Genomic DNA, 230 nt, shown 5'->3' with positions numbered 1-230 from the left:
CTGGTGGATGTCGACAGCTACTACGTTGTAGCCCATTGCCTTGGCATATTGCAGCGCTACGTGACCCAAGCCTCCGGTTCCATAGATCGCTACCCATTCTCCCGGCTTTACATTCGCTACCTTCAATGCCTTGTAAGTAGTTACCCCTGCGCACAGGATCGGAGCCGCTTCCACATCCCCCAGCTCATCTGGAATTCGTGCCACATATGCTGCCGGAGCCACGCAGTATT

Annotated in this window: 1 pseudogene; it reads right to left on the bottom strand. The window is 54.8% G+C overall.

What is annotated here, in order from left to right:
- Positions 1–230: pseudogene (locus SB752_RS33380) on the bottom strand (zinc-dependent alcohol dehydrogenase); the annotation flags it as partial.

Source organism: Brevibacillus sp. SIMBA_040 (genome assembly GCF_046535075.1).
Classification (GTDB): Bacteria; Bacillota; Bacilli; order Brevibacillales; family Brevibacillaceae; genus Brevibacillus.
Note: the sequence above shows the minus strand (reverse complement) of the source record. Positions and strands in the feature narration are given on the sequence as shown.